This window comes from Ruegeria sp. AG7, assembly GCF_056541545.1.
Window position 1 is genome coordinate 64,605 of record NZ_JBQFYP010000013.1, and the last position, 18,783, is coordinate 83,387.

Below are 18,783 nucleotides of genomic sequence, written 5' to 3' on the forward strand. Positions count from 1 at the left end.
GGCCCGCCAGATCAGACCGACATGCAGACGTATTTCATCTCAAGATAGTCTTCCATGCCGTGATGGCTGCCTTCTCGGCCCAGACCGGATTGCTTGACGCCGCCGAACGGGCCTAGCTCAGTCGAAATGATGCCGGTGTTCACGCCGACAATGCCATATTCCAGCGCCTCGGCCACTTTGTAGACGCGGCTCAGGTCCTTTGCATAGAAATACGAGGCCAGTCCAAAGATCGTGTCATTCGCCATGGCGATCACGTCATCTTCATTCTCGAACTTGAACAGCGGTGCCAGCGGGCCAAAGGTTTCATCCTGCGCCACCATCATGTCCTGAGTCACGCCGGTCACAATGGTCGGCTGAAAGAACGTACCGCCCAGATCGTGAGGCAATCCGCCGGTCAGAACGGCGCCGCCCTTGTCCGTGACATCCTTGATATGCTCTTCCACCTTGGCGACCGCATCGGCATTGATCAGCGGGCCGGTTGTGGTGCCCTCGGTCAGACCGTCGCCGATTTTCAGGGCTTCAACTGCCGCTTTCAGTTTGGCAGCGAACGCGTCGTAAACACCGGCCTGTACATAGATGCGGTTGGCGCAGACACAGGTCTGGCCGTTATTGCGGAATTTGCACAGCATCGCGCCTTCGACGGCTGCATCCAGATCGGCGTCATCAAACACGATAAAGGGTGCATTGCCGCCCAGTTCCATCGAGCATTTCATGACCTGATCAGCAGCTTGCCGCAGCAGGATACGCCCCACCTCGGTCGAGCCGGTAAAGGTCAACTTGCGCACACCGGGGTTTTCGCAGAACTCCTTGCCGATCTCGCTGGCCTGGGATGAAGGCACCACGTTGAAGACACCAGCTGGCACGCCGGCTTGTTCCGCAAGAAGCGCCAGAACCAGCGCGGACAGTGGTGTTTCTGCCGCCGGGCGGGCAACAAAGGCACACCCCGCCGCCAGCGCCGGCCCTGCCTTGCGCGTGATCATGGCGTTTGGAAAGTTCCAGGGTGTGATCGAAGCCGCCACACCAATGGGCTGTTTCAGCACCATGATCCGCTTGTCGCGCTGATGTCCCGGGATGGTCTCGCCATACACTCGCTTGGCTTCTTCACCGAAAAACTCGATGAAGGACGCGCCATAGCCGATTTCGCCGATGGCCTCAGCCAGCGGTTTACCCTGTTCTGCGGTCAGGATCTTGCCCAGATCTTCGGCGTTCTCCATCATCAGGTCGAACCAGCGCCGCAGGATCACGGCACGTTCCTTGCCGGTCAGCTTGGCCCATTCCTTTTGCGCGGCTTCGGCCTGTGCGATTGCTCCGGCAACCTGCGCGCGGCTGACATCGGCCACTTTGGCCACCACATCGCCCCGGGCCGGGTTGGTCACGTCGAACGTTCCGTTGTCACCATCCACCCACTGACCGCCGATATAGGCTTTGGTTACAAGCAGGCCTGGGTTCTTCAGAATTGATTTTAGATCAGTCGTTGCGTCCAGCATGTCATTCTCCGCGCAGAAATTGAGTTGGCGCACCCAATCAGGTGTTGAAGGCTTTGTCTATGGCCACTGATACAGGTCGATCAGCCCAGTTTTGATCAAATTATTTTCGGACCTAATCGTTGCAGCATAGTCGCAGCGTTGAGTTCTACGTCAGGTTGCGATCACGCGGCTTTTCTTTCCACCCCAAGTTTGCCAGAGTTTGCGTGATTTTTGGACTCAAGGGGATGTAAATGACCGTAACATTTCCTATCTTATTGGGTAATTAAAGAAAAAAAGGACAGCAGAGATGTCGAACCAGCAATTCGAAGCGCTCATCAAAGAAACGCAAACGAAAGTGCGCGAAAGCCAGTCGCAGATTGAGGGGCTGACCTCGCACATCGAAGCGGCGCGGGCCAAGATTGGAACGGCCGAGGCCGATATCGACATCGAAAATGCCACGCTCGAGGATGTTCACGCCCACACTGAGGTGATGAACGCCAACATCGCCGAGCTGATCATGGGTCTGGACGATGTTACCAACGCGTTTTCCAAGGATTTCGACGAGATGCGCTCGAAAACCGGGTGGGAATCGTTTGTTGGCATCTTTTCCAAGGGTAAATCCGAGTCGCTGCGGCAAGAGCGGATGCGCACGGCCAATATCGACGACAAATTGCAGGACCTGATCGCCAAATCCGATGTGATCGTGAAGCTGCTGCAAGGGCAGCTGACCGTGCTGGAAGAACAACGTGTAAAGGTCGAGGACAACCTGACAGGCACGCTGGACGATCGGGAGGCAACCGTGGCCGAGCTGGAAGCATTGCGGGCCGAGATTCAGGGCATGGACCCGGCGATTATCACGCTGGAAAACAAGATCAGTGTCGAACAGGACGCCGCCGCGCGGACCCAGCTGGAAACGCAGCTGGCCGACCTGAACAAGCAATACAACGCCAAGGTTCAGGAAGAGCAGGTCAAGTTGGCCAAGTCTCAGACACTGGAGCGTTATATCGAAAAGGGTAAAACTTGGGTCGATTCACTCCAGAACCAGGCGGCGACACAGATGGTGCTGATCAACAAGCTGCAAACAGACACGCAGCAGCGCGTGGTGCTGTATGACGCCCTGACCAAATCGCTGAAAACCGCGCAGCAGCAGGACGTGGCCCACCGCATTAACGAGATCGGTGTGCAAACCGACCAGGAGGCTCAGACGGCAATGGCTGCTATTGGTACCGCGACCAACCAGAAAATGGCCGACATGCTTGAGGCGCATGAGGACCACATGGTCTTTGCCCGCGACGTGCTGGAGAAAAAGGCCAAGGCGGATGAGCGGTTCGCGCGCCGATTTGCCTCGATTGTCGAGAAGCATGATAAGAATTTGTATGGGGGCTCTTGAAGGGCGCAGTCGCAATGAAAGACAGCGGCAAAGGCACCTCCTACCGACCAACGCGCAAGGATATCGAGCTACCCGATTGGGTTGAGACCGCGATGATCATGCGATGGTTCGCAATCGGCATTGGTGTCGTACTCTACTGGATCACTGAGTCTATTTGGTTTCCAATATTGGGCTTTGCTGTGTTCATTGCTGTAGGGCACGTGGTTTATCGTCTCTATCGGAAAGAGGATCCGGTTTCTGCTGAAATCGCCTTTCACAACGAGGCAGATGGGTTTCATTCAGGGGATGCCGATGGTGATGGAGACGGTGGAGACTAATGGTGAATGACGCCACCCAAGACCATGTCGGCCTGACCGACACCTTCGCCTCGCGCCGCTATTTCCGCAAATTCGAGGTGATCACTGTCCACCTCCTGCGCGTGGCGGCAACGATGGAGGCCGAGGGCGCGATCTCGAAGCAAGAGGTGCGGATTGTGTCGCGTTACCTTTCGGGGTTGCTCTACACCTTTCGCGCGCTCAGCATGAAATACCTGCTGGTCGGGCGCGATACGGGGCGGTTCTTTGGCAGCCTTGCAATGGACAAGCGCGACAGCGGGTTTCCGGTGGCGGCCGAGTTGCTGACCATGGCCAATGACGCGCAGCAGGCGCAGGTGCATCTGGCGAATATGCCCTCGGAAGATGACTTGAAAACCGACATGGTCCGCACGATCATTGGCGACCGGGGAATCCCCACCAAACTGCAATTTGCGCTGTCTCAACGGCTCTATTACGAAGAGTTGCTGAAGGGTCAGCTGTTCTGGGCCCGCAACGATCCTGAGTGCCACTGGATCGGGAATGTAGGCGAACGGCGCAAGTTCATGATCCACTGGGCGGTCTATGACAGCCAGATCAACCTGCCCGTCATCTATCTGATGCAGCTGGAGGACACAGGCAAAACCGCCCTGCCCAAGGACCAACGCCGCTGGCCTGAGGTGCAGGCTCACTTGATGGCGCAGTCTTTAGGCGGGCTGAAACTGGTGACCATCGCAAAGGGCTTTGATCAGGATTTCAACGACCTGCACCCCAAACACCTGCGCCGCATTCATGTGGGTCCGATGTATTCTTCGGCCTTTACCGAACAATCCGGCCCCTTGCGGCAGGTGCTGGAGGATGCGCAATCTCCGCAAGGTCAGGATTGGGCGCTGGCCTGGACTACCGAAGAGTTGCACAGCGAAGAGGTCATCGAGGAACGCGCTGGCTGGTTTTCAACTGTCGAGCGTGAGGTTTTTGCACTGGATCCTTTTGGCGGGCAGGGGGCCGAGACCGGGGCCACCCGCACCCAACGGTCGATCATCCTGCCACAGCGCCCGTTTCAGGTGCTGGCCGAACGCAACCCGCCGGGTTTTGCCGATGTGCGCAAGTTCGTCGTCAGCAATGCGGGGCAGGTTTTGAGGTACTAATTTTCGCCTTCGGCGAGAGTATTTTTGAAAAGATGAAGCAAGGGCGGTTTTTTAGATGAGTTTGACGTCAGATCAGATGGAATTGCGCGAAGACGATATTCGCAAGCACTACCCGGCAGCGACCGCTTTGCTGAATGGGTTCGAACATGCGCCGCGGATCGCCAAAGCTGTGGAAACCACCGTTGAACGCTCGCCGGGCGTGTCAACCGGTCGGCGATTTCGCTCGACGACACCGGGGTTGGTGACACGCCGGACCGTGCGCGCAGACGGGGTGCATCTGGTTGAGCGGATCGAAGCCTCGGACGATGGTGATGCCTTGGTTTCGCCGCCGCAAGCGACTGCACAACAGGTGATCCGCCGCGCCGTCGCAATCGCTCTGGCCGTGGCGGACACTTATGCGGAACAGACCCCGTTGGCCGATCTGAAACGGGCAAACCTGGCCGGGGATCTGCCCGCCGCACGGAAGACCGAGTTTTCAGAGGTACTGACAGCCGAAGCGTTGATCACGTTACACACGTTCGGCAATGCGCTGGCCTATCTGTTGTCCTCGCATCTGGGTGAGACTACGGTTGCTATTGGTGAGATCGAAGAGGTCCTGACCGACAACGGCCAACTTGCCCTGCACGGCGCGTTGTGGGAGCTGGACCAGACGCTGGCCAAATACGCCTTGGACGATGCCCATCTGATTGCGGCCACCAGTGCCTATGCCGAACAACTGATGGAGAAGTCAGCCCTGCGCGCAGGGTCCGCAGGTCATCTGGCCCCGTTCCAGAATGCGGCCTGGCATATCGAGGCCGACGATCTGACGATCCGGGGGTTCGAGCCCGCTTCAAAGGCAAAATCAACCACCTTGACCATGACGTTCAAGAAACCAAACGAAGTGGTCGGCAACCATATCGCCAAGTATCAGGCGATGAAGCTGGCCAAGATGGTGATGGCCTATGATTTCGACCGCCGCCTGAACCCGTTTGCGGAACTTGGCGGGTTCATCTTCACCTTCATGGGTGACGGCAAACCGGGCACCGGCAAGACCACCCTGATCCAGATGATGGCCGGGCTGATCAACGAGTATTGCCAGAACGCGGGCTATCCGTTCCGCTATCAGAACCTGAGCACCGACAATATCGACAGCTATCAGGGCAAATCCGGCCAGAACGCCAAGGCGTTTATCAACACGATCATCGACCCCTCGGTCATCGGCTTTGGCACCATCGACGATATCGACCAGCTGGCGGGTAAGCGCGGTGACCGGCAGTCGTCAGCCGGGCAGTTGGAAATCACCGCCGTTCTGATGGAGAGCTTTGCCGGTGCCAACACCGTCGTGCGCGGCAACTGCACCTTTGGTATGTTCTCGAACTACCCTGAGAATGTGGACGACGCCCTGCGCCAGCGGGCGGGCGCGCGGTTTCTGGTGGACGGGCCGCAAACGCGTGAGGATTACATCGACATCCTGCACCTGTTGATGGGCCGCAATCACGACATTCCACTGGGCGAACACGAGGCCTATGCCGCGCAGGAAATCAAGAAAGCCGTCGCCGCCAGTTTCGAAAGCCATTCCCGCCCGCATGAGGATGCTTTGTTGCAGGTCTATGACCGGGTCTCGGGGGAGATCGGTCAGATGGACACAATTGCCAAGCTGGGCACCTACCTCAAGGCGATCCAGCAGGCGGATGAGCGCTTTACCGGCCGTGCGATCAAGAACATCACCGACGCGGTCAAGGTCCGCGCGATGGATTTCGAACTGCCCGATGAGTGGATGGAAAACCCCGACCTGTTCCTGTTCCGCGACTACGACACCAAGAAAGCGATGATCGAGGACCTGCGCCAGCCGATCACGGTTGAGATGGTGATGCAGGAAATCAACCGCTACGCCGACAGCGAGTTCCGCTATGCTGACAAGAGCGACGAGGTCGCCATCGAAAACGCCGTCCGCGAGATGGGCCGGATGGAAGAGGCCAAGCGGCGGTATCTGGAGGGAAAGGGGTGACGGAAGTAAAAGGGTTTCTCCGTTTCGATGAAATGCTGATCGAGGGGCGGCACCTTAAAGGTGTGCCTGCTGATCAGGCAGCATTCATGTCTCTTCTTCTTTGCGCTTACAATGAGGTGAACACGCTTCTCAGATTGTATTCATTGAATGCCCGCGAAATCTCCGACCCAAAACCTGCTTATCTGGTTTCACTCAGCACAAAGATGTTTTTAGCTAGGACTCTTTCCGCGAAACTCTTTGAAGTTGTTGAGCTTTTGAAGGGAAAGCAAAAGTGGAATAAGACCGATGATCTAATCATTAAGAACTTTTCGACCAATAGTCTTGACCAGTTCCAAAAACTGCAAAGCGATGATGGCTATCGCATCGCTCGTACCCTACGGAGTGAATGCACTAACCACTACTCGCTGACCGCTGCGCGAAAAAGTGTTTCTAGCTTGGAAGATGACCTAGATCTCACGTTCTTTATTCATAAGACGGAAGGTAACTCCTTCGCCCTCGCGGGTGAACGGGTGGTTTTTGATGAACGATTCCGCGTAGGAACGCTACCAAAAGGCGAAAATGATGACACCAATCCCTTTGAGACTTGGATGGACTGGACGCTGTCTGCCGTAAAGTGGCTAAAAAACATCTGTGCAGAGTTCGTGTTTTTGGTTTTGCCTGACAGTGCGACAAGTCGAATAAAGCGAAATCAGATGTACTGGCCGGAAGGTGATGTGGTCGGTGACGTGAATAAGTCATTTGCGCCGATTTTCCTTAGAGAGAAAAGAGCATGATCCGCCTCATCGAAAAAGGCCTGATGTTTGGCAACCTCGTCCACATCTCCAGCCCGGCCTTAGTCGAGCGGTATAACCGCGCGCTGCAGCATCTGGCGGGCAAGACCACACAGCTTTCGGATTTCCATGTCGATATCTCGGGTTATTCGCCGGAGGTGGGGATTGAGCTGGAGGACGAGCTCTACCTTAACCCCAACGGGGTCAACCGGCAGTTTATCCTGCTGACGACCGAGCAGAAACGCGCACCGTTGCTGAACGTCAAATTCTCGACCTCGCGCGATATCCTGCGGGAATTCATCGAGATGAATGAGGCGCAACTGTTTGCCCTGACCGCCACCGACGCGGTGGCCGGAGAGCTGGTGAACTCGGTCTTCAAGCTCAGCAGTCCCCGTGATTTGTTTAATCTGCGCAAAATCGAGATTGAGGCCGACACCGCAGGCGGCACCTTGCGCAAGGCGCAGCAGCTGGCGGGCATGGTCGAACAGTTCAAAACCGCCGAGGATGCCTGGTTCGACGATGTGCTGATCGCCAGGATGATCGAGACCGCCAAGGAAACCGGCGACGTCACGCGTAACCCCGTCCATCTGCGCCACACGGATTTTGAGCAACGCAACTTCTGGACGGCGCATTTCGGCGGGCTGTACCTGTTCCCGGACCTGGATCACCCGGCGGCGATCTGTATGGGTGACAGGCCTGACGATTTGCCGATCAAATACGTTTTTGACCCGTTGCAGCGGAACCAGATTGCAAAGTTTCTGGATTACAATGATCTGGTCGAACCCATCGTCAAGGCGCGCGGCGTGGATGCCGCCGCAATCCTGCAGCAGAAGATGGATTTCCTGACTGTCGACGCGGCGACGGATGCAGATGTCGACCTTACCGGACTGGACCGAAGCGATATGCGGCGGTTGGCGCGCAATCACTCGGATCGCCTGCCCGAAGCCTATCACGGCCTTGCGCAACTGTTGCGCTGGGCAAGCGACGGGGGGCCGTGGCCGCGTATCACGTCGGATCATCCGGCTTATTTCTACACTTTGCGCGCCGCTGACACGCCGAACCGTGATCTGGTGAACATGCTGCTGGCCGAACTGGCCCCGCTGGACCCGCGCCAGATGTTCATTTGCCACAAAGAGCTGTTCTATAGCACCTATTCCAGATGGCCCGAGAGCAAGAAAGCCTATGTTGCCGACTTCCTCGCGCGCGAGTATCAGGTGGACAAGCAAGGGGCCCGTGCCGCGCTGTTCGGCCATGAGCCGGATATGAGCGGAGAAGACCGGGTCAGCGATGACATAATCGCGCGGGTCGGTCCGTGGGGTTCGGTAAGGAAAGGCTGAAATGTTCGGGTTATTGCGCCTTTTGCTGATCTTGTTGGTGATCCAGTCGATCGCCTATGTCGCGCTGTCTTTCTACTCGCGCGGGATACGCCGCCGCAAACTGGAAAGCTGGTGGGACGAAAAGGGCAAGACGGGCAACAAGGACGCTTTTGTCGAACGCGGATTGCATGTGTATGACAATTCGTTCCGGCGCAAACTGATCCTGGGTGTCTATATTGTGCCATGGGTGGCGATTGGCGCGCTGATCTACATCGTGAATTACATGTGAGGGTTTAGGCATGGCCTATGTGAAATGGGCGTTCATCATCATCTTCTGGGGAACGATCGCGGCGGTCCTGCAATACTCGCTGCCGCAACATGACGTTGTGCGTATCGTAAACACCTACGAAGAGCGGCAGGATCTGAACGACTGGACACGGATATTCTGGTCCGAACCCGAAGACCAATCCACCAGCCTGTCCAACCGGGATGTGCAATTCATTCAGGCCGTGCGCGAAAATGGCAAGCCGATCGTGTACCGAAACGAAGACACCGGGTGGGGGTGGCCACCTTATTTCAAGTTTGACACAGCGAATCTTTACACCGAAGCCAATGATGCGAAATCGACCAAAGAAAACCCGAAATGGGTGGTCGTGACCCATTACGGATGGCGTAACGAGTTTATGTCGATCTTCCCCAACGCCATTTTCATCAAACATGTGGAAGGGCCAGATGTGCAGGTCATTCCCTGGTTCAACATCATTTTCCTGACAATTTTTGCCGCGCTGGTCTGGGCGGTTTGGGTGCGCTGGCGCAGGTTCCGGAAGGCCCGAATTGATCCGATGATCGAGAATGTGGAAGACGGCTTTTATGCTGCCGGCGACGCGATTGAAGAACGCCGAAACAGATTTCAGCGCTGGCTGGACAGCTGGAAGTCGAAATAGGCCTTAACGTCGCGGGCGTGTTCGCAGCACGCCCGTTGGGCCAGAGATGCCGGCTACCTGACGACAAATTCTGCGTGCAAGGCACCCGCCGCCTTGATGGTTTTCAAGATGTCGATCATATCCTGGGACGACACCCCTAGCGCGTTCAGGCCTGCGACAACCTCGGACAGGGTCGTAGCTTCGGGGATTTCGGCAAGGCCAGTTCCTTCTTCCTCTTCGATCCCCGCAATAGTGCGCGGCACGATTACTGTTTCGCCCTTGGCAAACGGGTTGGGTTGCACGGCAATCGGCGCTTCCTGAACTGTCAGGGTCAGGTTACCCTGAGAGACAGCCACACGCGATATCCGGACTTCCTGCCCCATAACGATAGTGCCGGACCGCTGATCGACCACCACACGCGCTTTTGCTTCCGGCTCGACCAAAATATTCTCGATACGCCCGATGGCATGGGCCGTTGATACTGCCTGAGTAACCTTGATCACATAGGTTCCGGTTGGCAGGTCGGCTCGATCAGTCAGACGAATTTCGGGCAGGATCAATCCGAAGGTGGACGCCACGTAGGTGCGCATATTGGCGATGCGGGCATCCAACCCGGTCCCGGGATTCAACACCAGACTTACCAGATCAGGTGCGAATTCAAGGTGCACGTCATCCAGATCCAGAATATCACCAATAGCCTGCGAGAAAGGCACCTCGGTGTCGGTCGCCTGCGAATGCAATGACGGGTCCGTTTCTTTCTGCTTTTTCCGAATTCTGTAGGCCGCATATCCAAGCACAGCTGCACCGAGGATGAACGGCAGGAAAGGCAGGCCGGGCACCAGCGCAAACAGGACCATTAGAACAGCCACGGTAGACAGCGCCGCCGGATGCCGCCCGAGTTGGGAGAAAATGGCATTGTCAGTGGCACCCTGTGTTCCGCCGCGCGCCAGCAGCAATGCAGAGGCAATCGAGATGATAACAGCGGGGATCTGCGAGACCAGACCATCACCGACGGTCAGGATTGCATATGTCTCGAACGCCGAAGACACCGGCATTCCGTGCACGATCACCCCCATGACCAAACCCATAACAAGGTTCAAAAGAGTGATCAGAAGACCGGCAACGGCATCACCTTTGACAAATTTCGACGCACCGTCGAGCGAGCCGAAGAACGTTGTCTCCTGCTGTTCGCGTTCCCGCCGATCCTTTGCTTGCTGATGGTCGATGGCCCCGGCTGACATGTCGCTGTCGATGGCAAGCTGCTTGCCCGGCATCCCGTCCAAGGCAAAGCGAGCGCCCACTTCGGCCATACGGGCGGCCCCTTTGGTGATGACCATGAAGTTCACGATCAGCAGCACGCCGAATACAACAAGACCCATAAAGATGCTGCCGCCCATGACGAAATTGGCGAACCCTTCGATCACGTCACCCGCTGCGTTGGGTCCGGTATGCCCCTGACCGATGATCAGTTTGGTTGACGAGACGTTCAGCGACAGGCGCAACATCAGCGATGCCAGAAGAATCGTTGGGAAGGATGAGAAATCCAACGGATGCTCGATGAACAGCGTCAGCGTGAAAATCAGGATGGCAAGCGCGAAAGAGGCGGCTAGCCCGACGTCCAGCACCCAGGCGGGCATGGGCAGGATCATCATGACGATGACGGTCATCAGCGCCACTACCAACAAGACAGTAGGTGATAACAGGGACCGGATGTCAAACTGGGGCACGCAGGTATCCTAATTGAAAGGGATGAAAGCAGTTGCTGTGCTATTGGTCGGGACCAGAGAGCCCAGGGCAGTGGTGGCGGGTGTGGCCACTAGCATCGGAATCAAGGGCGCTGCGGCCCTTGTGAACGGATCGAGTGACATACGAGAAAATCCGTACGAGGACGGGTTGTCCAACTGGGCCATCACTGTCTGGAACCGACCACGATAAGCCTTGGCCAGAGCATTCGTACGGGAATGATAAGCCCCGGCCGCAGCCGGCCACGAACCAAGCTCGAAATAAAGGTCTTTCAGGAAGCGGGCGGCATAGGTCGCATTTTCATCCGGATCGAACATCGAATCGATCGAGCGGAAGGCCTTGCCATGCCATCGATAATTGACCTGAAAACACCCGACGTCAAAGCTACGAGAGCCCGCTTTGAAAATATCGAAAACATAGGCCTTGGCCTCGGCCTCGGACTTGAACCAATACCCCTGACCTTCGACATTTATAGTCCAGGGCCAGGGCTGCAACATTCCGCCAACTGTTCGCCCGGTTTCAACGCGTGTTATGGCGCGCAGTACGTCCAGCGGAACATCTTCGGACAGTGATGCACGGCGCGCGGCCTGATCACAAAGCCCGCCTGTTGGCACATTGTGCATGGCGGTACCCGCCTGCGCCAACAGCACATGCAGTATCATGAAAGCAATCGGTATTCTGTGAATTGGCATTCTGCCGGTCCGGGATTCTGGTGTTCCCGGCCAAGCTAGACGCCGATCGGTTTACAGAGTGTTATCGCAGCCTCAGTTTCGGTCGATCCTGCGCCCGAAAACAACGCTTGTATTGGTGCGCAGGACACCGGGGATCTTCGCCAGATCGTCCACCAGTATGTCCAGATCCTCCAGCCTCGGGGCATCTGCAGTCAGCATCAGATCGAATTCGCCGTTGATCGACAGGCACAGTTTGACCTCGGGATAGGCCTCGAGCCGTTTAAGGATTCGGTTGGTTTCCTTCTGCTGCACTTCCAGCATAACGATGACCTGCACTTTAGGCGTGTCTTCCGTGGACCCAAGGCGCACGGTGTATCCCGTGATTACGCCGCGATGTTCCAGCCGACTGATCCGTTCATGCACAGTCGTGCGGGCCACACCCAGCGAGGCCGCGATCTGCGTGGTCGAGGCACGTGCATTGGCTTGCAGGGCGGCGATAATACGACGGTCAAGCTGGTCCATTGGGGCTCCGGTTTGCGGCAAGTCCGGGTTTAGATCAGATTGACGCCCTTTCTCAAGGCTCACGCGGCATGCGTGGGTGCAGATCATCGATAATGATCGGGTGCGCGTGCGGGCCTACCCCGGCCAGATGCGGATGATCGGTCGGCAGATCGGGGTGATTGTGAACAACCGGTTCCTGATCGTCACGCGGCCAAAGACTGACTGCTACAATCACACCCGTCATGGACAGAATAGACATACTGCCGAGCGCGACAGTCGGTCCATAGACGGTCATTATCCACCCAGCCAGCGGATAAAGCACCAACCAGCAACCGTGTGACAGAGTAAACTGTGCGGCAAAGACAGCTGGGCGGTCTTCAGGATGGGCCGAACGAGTCAACAAACGGCCCGAAGGCGTAAGGGTTGTGGAATACCCAAAGCCGGTAAAGGCCCAAAAAACGGCAAGGACACCCAGCGTAAGCGGGATCGTCGCGGTCAGAACCGAGGCGACGGTCATAGCGCCTGACGCAAGAATGGCTCCGGACAGCATAACCTTGCGATCCTCGATCCGATCCAGCAGGCGGGGCAGAGTGAACGCCGCCAGCATCGACCCGCCCCCAAATCCGGCCAGTGCAATGGCCACGGCGCTTTCGGACAGGCCAAGCGTGGCCCGCACGATGACCACTGTGTTGACGATCACCATCGAACTCAGCGCTGCCGCGCTCCAGTTGAGCGCAAGCAACCCACGCAGCCGGGGCGTTTTCAGGTAGATGCGAATTCCGCGTGTCGTGCGGTCATAGATTCCGCGTGGTTTGCTGGGCTTGGGCGAGGGCAGGGCGACCGAGACCACCAGAAATGCCGAGGCAACAAACCCCAGCGCTGTGCCCCAGAACAGGCTGTTGAAGCTGACCAGCAACAGAAGTGCCGCGGCAAACATCGGGCTCAGCAGGCTTTCCATGTCGTAGGCCAGACGTGATAGAGACAAAGCGCGGGTATACTCGTTTTCATCTGGTAAGACGTCCGGAATCGTCGCCTGAAAGGCGGGCGTGAACCCGGCCGAGGCGGATTGGAGCACGAAGATCAGCACATAGATTTGCCAGACCTCGGTCACGAAAGGCAGGCATACGGCGACTGCGGCGCGGATCAGGTCCAGAAAAACCAGCATTTTCCGACGGTCCAGCCGTTCGGCAAAAGCGGCGGCCAGGGGGGCCACGGTGACATAGGCCACCATCTTGATTGTCAGCGCGGTGCCCAGCACAAGGCCGGCAGCATCTCCGGCCAGATCAAAGGCCAGCAGCCCTAGCGCGACTGTGGCCAGCCCGGTTCCGGTCAGGGCGACGATTTGGGCGGCAAACAGGTGGCGGTAGGTCCGGTTTTTTAGAATGCTCAGCATGGCTCAGAGGTATTTCGTGATGGCTTTGAAATCCTCGATCCCGCCGCTATCGCCATCAGAAGACAGGCAATGGTCGATGTGATCATGGATCAAGGCGCGCTTGGCGTTGGTGACCGCTTTTTCAACGGCAAACAGCTGTTGGGCGATGTCTGAACAGGGGGCCTGACCTTCAAGCATGGCAATGACCTTTGCCAGATGCCCGTGGGCCCGTTTCAGCCTTGCCGTGATATGCGGATGCGACTCGCGGGGTAAATTTGTCATGATGTATCCCTATCCCCCCCATGAGGATATTGTCAATCCTGTTGCGGGGATCTGCCCGTGACTTTTGGACGGCGTTGAGTTTATGGACCAAACCGCCTATCTCGGAGGCGATATCGCACAAAGGAATAATCGGGTGGCGAACCATTTGTACAAAAACGACCTGCCGGACGGGTTGGATCTGGGCCCCGTTGTGGCCATTGACTGTGAAACCATGGGTCTGAACCCACATCGTGACCGCTTGTGTGTGATTCAGATGTCGGGTGGAGACGGCAACAGCCATATCGTGCAGGTGGAAAAAGGCCAGACAGAGGCGCCGAACCTATGTGCCATGCTGGAAAACCCTGACGTACTGAAGCTGTTCCATTTCGGGCGCTTCGACATCGCCGCCCTGTACCATACCTTTGGTGCTCTGGCCGCGCCGGTCTATTGCACCAAGATCGCCAGCCGCCTGGTGCGGACCTATACCGACCGGCACGGGCTCAAGAACCTGTGTCAGGAACTCATCGGTGTCGATATTTCCAAACAGCAACAGATGAGCGACTGGGGCGCAGTCTCACTTACAGACGCTCAATTGGATTATGCTGCGTCAGACGTACTCTATCTGCATCAGCTGCGCGATGCGCTAAACATTCGTCTGGTTCGCGAGGACCGGACTGAAATGGCGCAGGCCTGTTTTGACTTCCTGCCGATGCGTGCGAAACTGGACCTTGCCGGTTGGCCCGAAACGGATATCTTTGCGCACTCATGACCGATACCGAAGCATTCCTGAGAACCGCCCGTCAGGTGGTCATAGACGAAGCCCGCGCGCTGGACGTCCTTGCCGACAGTTTGGACAAGCATTTTGCCGAAGCGGTGCAACTGATCCTTCAGGCCACCGGGCGCATCATCATCAGCGGTATCGGCAAGTCAGGCCACATAGGTCACAAGATTGCGGCCACGCTGGCCAGCACCGGAACGCCTGCCTATTTCGTGCATCCGGCAGAGGCCAGCCATGGGGATTTGGGCATGGTCTCCAAAGGTGATGTGGTTCTCGCGATCTCGAATTCGGGAGAGGCACCGGAACTTGCTAATCTGCTGGCCTTTACGCGCCGCTTTGGCATTCCGCTGATCGGATTGTCCAGCAAACCTGACAGCACATTGATGAAACAGGCCGACGTACATCTTCTGATCCCGTCGATGGGCGAGGCTTGTGGCTATGGTATGGTGCCGTCGATTTCCACGACGCTGACCCTTGCCATGGGCGATGCATTGGCGATTGCCCTTATGAAATACCGCGATTTCCGACCCGAGGATTTCCGCGCCTTCCATCCCGGCGGCAAACTGGGTGCGCAATTGAGTACGGTACAGGATTTGATGCATGTCGGAGAGGCCCTGCCTCTGGTTGCGGCGCATACTCCGATGAGCGATGCGCTGATCGAAATCAGCCAGAAGGGGTTTGGTGTTGCTGGTGTAACGGACCCGCAGGGTCAGTTGGCCGGGATCATTACAGACGGTGACTTGCGGCGCCACATGGATGGGTTGCTGAACAAAACGACCGAGCAGGTAATGACCCCCAACCCCACAACCATATCCCCGGGTGCGTTGGCGGAAGAAGCGGTCGCGATCATGAATGACCGTAAGATCACCTCGCTCTTCGTGGTTGACGAGGCTACATCAGGTCAGGCTTTGGGGCTGCTTCATATCCACGACTGCCTGCGTGTCGGTCTGGGCTGAGGGAGGCTGAAGTGGACAGATATTCCCGCATGGTGCAGTTCCTTAAGGTGCTGTTGCCGCTCGCGGCTATTGTGATGTTGTCCACGGTATTCTTGCTGTCCCGCAGCATCGAAACAAACGTATCCGTGCCCTTCGCGCAGAAAGACATTGATGAGAGACTGGAACAACAGGTGGTAACGCGGCCGGATTACCGCGGAACGACCCGCAAGGGAGAGACCGTGCATATCGAGGCTGTGCAAGCCAGGCAGGGCACCGAGGCGTCGGTTCCGACCGCGTCCGAGTTTCGCGGCCGCTTTGGGCTGCTCAATGGCGGCACAATTTCCCTGGATTCGAATTCCGGCCAGATCCGTCCGGATAGTGGAACAGCAACCTTTGTTGGTGACGTGGTCATCACCACGGCGGATGGTCTCAAGGTTACGACGGATCTGCTCAATACCTCGTTGGATGAAGTCCGGGGCGACACGCCGGGGCAGGTGAACGGAACCGGTCCGATCGGTAACTTTTCTGCGGGGCGTATGACCTTTGGCACTGAAAAAACGGACGGGCCAGTCCATATTGTTTTTACAGATGGTGTGAAGCTGGTATACGAGCCTGAAAAAGCAGAAAGATAACTTGTGTTCGATTTTCGATTTGTTCCTTTGTGCCTCGCGTTGATCGCGGGCGCCGCGCCCGTGATCGCGCAGGAGGCGCAGGTGGCTTTTGGGTCCGCGAATGCCGATCCGAGCCTGCCGGTCGAGGTGACATCGGAAACCCTGAACGTCAATCAAGAGGACGGATCGGCCGAGTTCATCGGGAACGTTATCGTCGTGCAGGGTGAAATGCGCCTGACAGCCGAACGCGTGCTGGTTATCTACAATCAGGAACGCTCGGCGATCGAGCGAATGGAAGCGACCGAGAATGTGGTTCTGGTCAGCCCGCCGGATGCAGCGGAAGGCGACTGGGCTGAATACAAGATCGGTTCGGGTGAGATTGTCATGAAGGGCAATGTCCTGCTGACACAGGGCCCCAGCATCATCAGTGGCGATCAGATGAACGCCAACCTGACTACGGGCACTGCGACCATGACCGGGCGGGTCAAAACGATCTTGCAGCAGGGAAACAACTGATGGCGCGTCCCGACCTGAAACTGACCGAGGGCAGTTCCGGGCTGCGCATCGAAAAACTGCGGAAGTCCTACAAAAAAAAGACGGTGATCCGCGATGTCTCGATGACGTTGGGCCGGTCCGAAGTGGTAGCGCTGCTGGGGCCGAACGGGTCAGGTAAGACCACAACGTTTTATTCAGTTGCGGGACTTGTATTCCCCGAGGCGGGAAAAGTCACGATAGACGGCCAGAATGTGACTACTTTGCCGATGTACCGGCGGGCGCGGATGGGGATCGGCTATCTACCGCAGGAGATGTCGATCTTTCGCGGCATGAGCGTCGAGGACAACATTGCTGCCGTTCTGGATATCACGGTCTCTCATGCGCATAAGCGCAAAGAGCGTTTGGAAGAGCTGCTGTCGGACTTCTCGATCGAACACTTGCGCCGGGCCCCGGCATTGGCGTTGTCAGGCGGCGAGCGCCGCCGGGTCGAGATCGCGCGCTGTTTGGCCGCAGACCCCAAATACCTGCTGCTGGATGAACCGTTTGCAGGCGTTGACCCGATCAGTGTCGGGGATATTCGCCATCTGGTCGCGGATCTGAAAAAACGCGGTATTGGTGTGCTGATCACCGATCACAACGTCAGGGAAACGCTGGAAATTGTCGACCGGGCCTATATCCTGCATGACGGTCAGGTTTTGATGTCCGGCACACCTGATGAGGTTGTCGAAAACGAGAATGTGCGCCGCGTCTATCTGGGCGAGAATTTCCGCATTTCATAATCTTGCGCGGAGTTGTGCCAATTGCATGGCGGAAATCGCGTATATACACATCTGTTTTGATTGACTCTTCCCTCGTCTCTTGCCTCAATTGGCTTATGGCATTTACCCGGCTCCAGTCTGGATCTCGATGTCCCTTCTTCGAAGGGCTGGAAACAAGGCAACCGCGGAAAATGTCTCGACCCCCCACCCGATAAAAACAAGCTCGTCGCGTTTCGCGGCGTCAGAATGGGTGTGAATTGTGAAGGAGATCACATGCGTTACCAAATCAGCGGAAAACAGATCGACATCGGTGCGGCGTTGCAGACACACGTGCAGACCGAACTGAATGAGGTCGTGGGCAAATATGCGCAGCGGCCTACGGATGCAAACGTCGTCTTTTCCCGTTCGGCGCATGAATATGTATGCGAGACAACAGTGCACCTGTCCACTGGCCTGACGGCTCAGGCCAAAGCCCATGCAACCGAGATCTACGCGGCATTTGAGGCATGCTGTGATAAAATGGAAAAACAGTTGCGTCGTTACAAGCGTCGCCTGAAGGACCACCACAAGGATCGGGTCGAACCGGTTGAACTCTTTGGGGCGTCCTCTTATATCCTCGCTTCTAACGAATCGGAGTCGGCCGATGAACCCGAATCGCTTCAGCCAATGATTGTGGCCGAGATGGAAACAAAAATCCCATCTTTGAGCGTCGGAGAGGCCGTTATGCAAATGGAACTTGCCGGTGCGCCAGTACTGGTGTTCAGAAATGAAAACAAGGACGGATTGAATGTCGTTTATCGTCGCGATGACGGTAATATCGGCTGGATTGATCCGTAACAGGCAAGGATACGGGGCCGCGCCCGCTGATGCGGGTGCGTGCCATGGAGCGTGATCATGGAGCTTTCGAGCATACTGAAGCCCGAAGCGGTGCGTGTTTTGTCCGCGGCTTCCAGCAAGAAGCGGCTGTTTCAGGAAATCGGTGACGTCGCCGCGGCGACGCTGGGTATCGATCCTCAGGAAGCGGTTGATTTCCTGCTGGAGCGGGAAAGCCTTGGACCGACCGGTGTCGGCCATGGTGTGGCGTTGCCACATGCGCGCCTGCCCGATCTTGATTCGGTTTCAGGTGTTTTTGTCATGCTTGAGAAGCCGATCGATTTCGGTTCGGTTGATCGCCAGCCTGTGGACATTGCCTTCGCGTTGTTTGCACCGGAAGAGGCGGGCGTTGATCACCTCAAAGCTCTGGCACTGGTGTCTCGCACATTGCGGGATACTTCGGTTTGCACCAAGCTCCGGGCGAACCCTGATCCGGTAAAGCTCTATGCGATCCTGACTGAGGCGCAGTCTATGCAAGCCGCCTGATTAACAAAA

The 18,783-nt window shown here is 56.9% G+C and carries 21 protein-coding genes; 15 read left to right on the top strand and 6 right to left on the bottom strand.

What is annotated here, in order from left to right:
* Positions 1–11 precede the first annotated feature (11 nt).
* Positions 12–1,487, bottom strand: coding sequence for an NAD-dependent succinate-semialdehyde dehydrogenase (locus tag ACR0BF_RS15995; RefSeq protein WP_480625300.1), 1,476 nt, complete (start codon positions 1,485–1,487; stop codon positions 12–14).
* Positions 1,488–1,773: 286 nt separating this feature from the next.
* Between ACR0BF_RS15995 and ACR0BF_RS16000 the strand changes: the two genes are divergently transcribed.
* From ACR0BF_RS16000 to ACR0BF_RS16035, 8 genes are read left to right on the top strand one after another with little or no spacing between them, the layout of a single operon-like run.
* Positions 1,774–2,856 (top strand): hypothetical protein, encoded by a 1,083-nt coding sequence (locus ACR0BF_RS16000; RefSeq protein ID WP_480625301.1) that lies wholly within the window; start codon positions 1,774–1,776, stop codon positions 2,854–2,856.
* Between the two features lie 14 nt (positions 2,857–2,870).
* The gene (locus tag ACR0BF_RS16005) at positions 2,871–3,173 is read left to right on the top strand and encodes a hypothetical protein (RefSeq protein WP_480474719.1); all 303 of its coding nucleotides are present in this window, start codon (positions 2,871–2,873) and stop codon (positions 3,171–3,173) included.
* The gene (locus ACR0BF_RS16010) at positions 3,173–4,294 is read left to right on the top strand and encodes a hypothetical protein (protein WP_480625302.1); all 1,122 of its coding nucleotides are present in this window, start codon (positions 3,173–3,175) and stop codon (positions 4,292–4,294) included. Before ACR0BF_RS16005 ends, ACR0BF_RS16010 begins: the two co-directional genes overlap by 1 nt.
* Before the next feature lie 55 nt (positions 4,295–4,349).
* The gene (locus tag ACR0BF_RS16015; RefSeq protein WP_480625303.1) at positions 4,350–6,281 is read left to right on the top strand and encodes an AAA family ATPase; all 1,932 of its coding nucleotides are present in this window, start codon (positions 4,350–4,352) and stop codon (positions 6,279–6,281) included.
* A complete protein-coding gene (locus ACR0BF_RS16020; RefSeq protein ID WP_480625304.1) occupies positions 6,278–7,054 on the top strand; it encodes a hypothetical protein in 777 nt (258 codons plus the stop codon). Before ACR0BF_RS16015 ends, ACR0BF_RS16020 begins: the two co-directional genes overlap by 4 nt.
* Positions 7,051–8,388, top strand: coding sequence for a DUF6638 family protein (locus tag ACR0BF_RS16025; RefSeq protein WP_480625305.1), 1,338 nt, complete (start codon positions 7,051–7,053; stop codon positions 8,386–8,388). Before ACR0BF_RS16020 ends, ACR0BF_RS16025 begins: the two co-directional genes overlap by 4 nt.
* Before the next feature lies 1 nt (position 8,389).
* A complete protein-coding gene (locus ACR0BF_RS16030) occupies positions 8,390–8,656 on the top strand; it encodes a hypothetical protein (RefSeq protein WP_480483903.1) in 267 nt (88 codons plus the stop codon).
* Positions 8,657–8,666: 10 nt separating this feature from the next.
* The gene (locus ACR0BF_RS16035) at positions 8,667–9,311 is read left to right on the top strand and encodes a DUF1523 family protein (protein ID WP_480488151.1); all 645 of its coding nucleotides are present in this window, start codon (positions 8,667–8,669) and stop codon (positions 9,309–9,311) included.
* A 53-nt stretch (positions 9,312–9,364) separates the two neighbouring features.
* Here the strand turns inward: ACR0BF_RS16035 and ACR0BF_RS16040 are convergent, their stop codons facing one another.
* The 5 genes from ACR0BF_RS16040 to ACR0BF_RS16060 form a co-directional block, all read right to left on the bottom strand.
* A complete protein-coding gene (locus ACR0BF_RS16040) occupies positions 9,365–10,957 on the bottom strand; it encodes an FHIPEP family type III secretion protein (protein WP_480625319.1) in 1,593 nt (530 codons plus the stop codon).
* A 69-nt stretch (positions 10,958–11,026) separates the two neighbouring features.
* Positions 11,027–11,725, bottom strand: a complete 699-nt coding sequence (locus tag ACR0BF_RS16045; protein ID WP_480625306.1) for a transglycosylase SLT domain-containing protein — start codon at positions 11,723–11,725, stop codon at positions 11,027–11,029.
* A 72-nt stretch (positions 11,726–11,797) separates the two neighbouring features.
* On the bottom strand, positions 11,798–12,226 hold the full coding sequence (locus ACR0BF_RS16050; RefSeq protein ID WP_480474766.1) for an Lrp/AsnC family transcriptional regulator: 429 nt from the start codon (positions 12,224–12,226) through the stop codon (positions 11,798–11,800).
* Positions 12,227–12,278: 52 nt separating this feature from the next.
* Entirely contained in the window at positions 12,279–13,598 is a 1,320-nt protein-coding gene (locus ACR0BF_RS16055) for an MFS transporter (RefSeq protein WP_480625307.1), read from the bottom strand.
* Positions 13,599–13,601: 3 nt separating this feature from the next.
* Positions 13,602–13,859: a metal-sensing transcriptional repressor gene (locus ACR0BF_RS16060; RefSeq protein ID WP_480474768.1), complete on the bottom strand. Its 258-nt coding sequence runs from the start codon at positions 13,857–13,859 to the stop codon at positions 13,602–13,604.
* Between the two features lie 133 nt (positions 13,860–13,992).
* Here ACR0BF_RS16060 and ACR0BF_RS16065 point away from each other — a divergent pair, with 133 nt between their 5' ends.
* The 7 genes from ACR0BF_RS16065 to ACR0BF_RS16095 all read left to right on the top strand — a co-directional run bounded on the left by ACR0BF_RS16065 (position 13,993) and on the right by ACR0BF_RS16095 (position 18,774).
* On the top strand, positions 13,993–14,607 hold the full coding sequence (locus ACR0BF_RS16065) for a ribonuclease D (RefSeq protein WP_480474769.1): 615 nt from the start codon (positions 13,993–13,995) through the stop codon (positions 14,605–14,607).
* A complete protein-coding gene (locus ACR0BF_RS16070; RefSeq protein WP_480474771.1) occupies positions 14,604–15,572 on the top strand; it encodes a KpsF/GutQ family sugar-phosphate isomerase in 969 nt (322 codons plus the stop codon). The genes ACR0BF_RS16065 and ACR0BF_RS16070 overlap by 4 nt, the downstream gene beginning before the upstream one ends.
* An 11-nt stretch (positions 15,573–15,583) precedes the next feature.
* Entirely contained in the window at positions 15,584–16,183 is a 600-nt protein-coding gene (lptC, locus tag ACR0BF_RS16075; protein WP_480520011.1) for an LPS export ABC transporter periplasmic protein LptC, read from the top strand.
* A gap of 3 nt (positions 16,184–16,186) precedes the next feature.
* A complete protein-coding gene (locus tag ACR0BF_RS16080) occupies positions 16,187–16,678 on the top strand; it encodes an LptA/OstA family protein (RefSeq protein ID WP_480555273.1) in 492 nt (163 codons plus the stop codon).
* The gene (lptB, locus tag ACR0BF_RS16085; protein ID WP_480474775.1) at positions 16,678–17,436 is read left to right on the top strand and encodes an LPS export ABC transporter ATP-binding protein; all 759 of its coding nucleotides are present in this window, start codon (positions 16,678–16,680) and stop codon (positions 17,434–17,436) included. The genes ACR0BF_RS16080 and lptB overlap by 1 nt, the downstream gene beginning before the upstream one ends.
* Before the next feature lie 252 nt (positions 17,437–17,688).
* Complete coding sequence (gene hpf, locus ACR0BF_RS16090) at positions 17,689–18,252, top strand: ribosome hibernation-promoting factor, HPF/YfiA family (RefSeq protein ID WP_480474777.1); 564 nt, start codon at positions 17,689–17,691, stop codon at positions 18,250–18,252.
* A gap of 57 nt (positions 18,253–18,309) precedes the next feature.
* Positions 18,310–18,774, top strand: a complete 465-nt coding sequence (locus ACR0BF_RS16095; protein ID WP_267363095.1) for a PTS sugar transporter subunit IIA — start codon at positions 18,310–18,312, stop codon at positions 18,772–18,774.
* The last annotated feature ends 9 nt before the right edge of the window (positions 18,775–18,783 follow it).